This window comes from Streptomyces sp. NPDC054840 (assembly GCF_053611065.1).
In genome coordinates, this window is record NZ_JBSGZP010000901.1 from 1 (window position 1) to 2,399 (window position 2,399).

Below are 2,399 nucleotides of genomic sequence, written 5' to 3' on the forward strand. Positions count from 1 at the left end.
GTCCGGCCTCGCATCCGGGGAGGTCCTGTGCGGCCAGCCGGCAGGCCGCGCCGACCAGTGCGGGCGCCAGTCCGGGCGTCCCGGTCGGCATCCCGGCGAAGGCCCGGCCCAGCTGATCCGCCTCCAGGCCGGTGAGGAGGCGGCCGAGCGCCAGATTGTCGACCAGCTGCGCCGCCGCGAACTGCCAGTCCCCGGCGGCGGCGCCCTGGAGCACCGCCTCCGTGAGCCGCCCGGTCCGGGCGAGCCAGCGCGCCGCCCGCCCGTGCAGCCGGGGTTCGAGGCCGGGGCGGCGTTGCCGCAGGTGCGCGCGCAGGACCTCGGCGAACAGCGGGTGCAGCCGGTACCAGGCCGAGGCGTCGATCTGTTCCAGGAAGGCGTTGTCGCGGGCCAGCCCGGCCAGGGTCCGTGCGCCGTCGTCCCGGCCGGTCAGGGCGTCCGCGAGATCCGGGTGCACGCGGTCGGTGACGCAGACGCGCAGCAGCAGGTCCCGGGTGGGGGGCGGCTGGGCGTCGAGCACCTCGGTGAGGAGGTAGTCGGCGATCGTGGTGCGGTCGGCCGCGAATTGGCGCAGGAACACCTCCGGGTCGGCGCTGCGCTGCATGGCCAGGGCGCACAGCCGTACCCCGGCAGCCCATCCCTCGGTCCGTTCCATCAGCAGGCGGATTCCGGCGGGTGAGATGTTCAGGTGGTGCTCGCTCAGCAGCGCCTCGGCGTCCGCGTCGGTGAATCTGAGGTCGGCGTGCCGGATCTCCGTGATCTCGCCTGCCGCCCGGTAGCGGTGCAGGGGCAGCAGGGAGTCCGATCTGCTGGTGAGCACGATGCGCAGCCCGTCGGCCGCGTGCCGGAGTACGAAGTCGAGTCCCTCGGTCGTCGCGGGCGGCTGGGTGGTGTCGAACTGGTCGAGGACGAGGACCGCCGGCTGTGCGGACGCGGCCAGCCCGTCCGCCAGGCGCACCAGGAACGACCGGGTCACCCCTTCGGCCCGGGTCGGTCTGCCCACTTCGGCCGGCAGGACCACCCCGCCCCGGTGGAGGGCCTCCAGGACGTACGCCCAGAAGGCTCCGGGGGCGTCGTCAGGTTCGACGGTGAGCCACATGGGAGGTCGTGTCGCGCGTCCGCCGGCCGCCCAGTGGGCGGTGAGCACCGTCTTGCCCGATCCGGCCGGACCGTTGATCAGGGTGAGCGGCCCCCGCGCCCCGGCCGTCAGCCGCCCCAGCAGCTCGGGCCGGTGGACCAGCAGCTTGGGCACGGCCGGGGGCGCGAACCTGGCCGTGAGCATGGGGTCGCCGGTCGGTGCGCGGTGGTCCATGGAGGTCACCGGGGCTCCCACGGGGATACGGACTGTGATCGGCACACGCTCACCACTGAACCGGTGATCGGGGATGATCACCAGTTGTGTCACCTGATCCGGGGGAGGCCCGGGCGCCGCCGGATCAGTGCCGGACATACGGATCGGTGCCGGACACAGGAGCGTCGGCCGTCGCAATGTTCGGGGAATGTACGGACGGCGGCGCGCCCACCGGAAGGGCCGGTCGGCGCGGTTAGCATCGATGCTGCCAACCGCGGCTGAGAGGCAGTGATGACACAGTCCAGGGGCCTCGTACTGATCGTCGAGGACGAGCGCCACATCTCCGACGTGCAACGCCTCTACCTGGCCCGCGAGGGCTTCGGCGTCCACGTCGAGGCGGACGGGGCCGCCGGTCTCGCGGCCGCGGGACGCATGCACCCGGTGGCGATCGTCCTGGACATCGGCCTGCCCGGCATGGACGGCATCGCCTTCTGCCGCGCCCTGCGGGACGCCGGCGACTGGACACCGGTCCTGCTGGTCACCGCACGCGGTGAGGAGGCCGACCGGATCCTCGGCCTCGAACTCGGCGCGGACGACTATCTGACCAAGCCGTTCTCTCCGCGGGAGCTGGTAGCCCGGGTCAAGACCGTACTGCGCCGGGCGGCCGGGCCGCCCGGACCGCCGCCCGGGAGCAGCGGCGGCCGGCTCAGCGTGGACCCGGTCAGCCGCACCGTGCGCCGCGACGGTGAGCCGGTCGAGCTCACCGCCACCGAGTTCAACCTGCTCGGCCACCTCCTCCGGCACGCGGGGCAGGTCTTCACCCGCGAGCAACTGCTCGCCCAGGTGTGGGGGTACCCCGGCTACCGCGACACCCGCATGGTCGACGTCTTCGTCTCGCAGGTACGCGCCAAGCTCGGCGACGCGAGCCCGATCCGTACGGTCCGCGGCGTCGGGTACAGCGCGACGGCTCCGGGCCCGTGAACCGGCCCCGCGCCAGGTCGTGTCCGCGGAGCAGCGCCGGCCGCCCGAAGGGCGGGCCCAGTGGCGTCCGGTGCCGTACATCGCAAGGCGGAGGGGCGCCCGCGTACCGGACGTACTTGCGCCGTCCGAC

At 73.7% G+C, this 2,399-nt stretch carries 1 protein-coding gene and 1 pseudogene; one reads left to right on the top strand and one right to left on the bottom strand.

Going from position 1 to position 2,399, the window contains the following annotated elements; translation table 11 throughout:
* Window positions 1-1,354, bottom strand: a pseudogene (locus ACWGIU_RS35690) (hypothetical protein); the annotation flags it as partial.
* A gap of 225 nt (window positions 1,355-1,579) precedes the next feature.
* Here ACWGIU_RS35690 and ACWGIU_RS35695 point away from each other — a divergent pair.
* On the top strand, window positions 1,580-2,269 hold the full coding sequence (locus ACWGIU_RS35695; RefSeq protein WP_453712249.1) for a response regulator transcription factor: 690 nt from the start codon (window positions 1,580-1,582) through the stop codon (window positions 2,267-2,269).
* Window positions 2,270-2,399 lie beyond the last annotated feature (130 nt).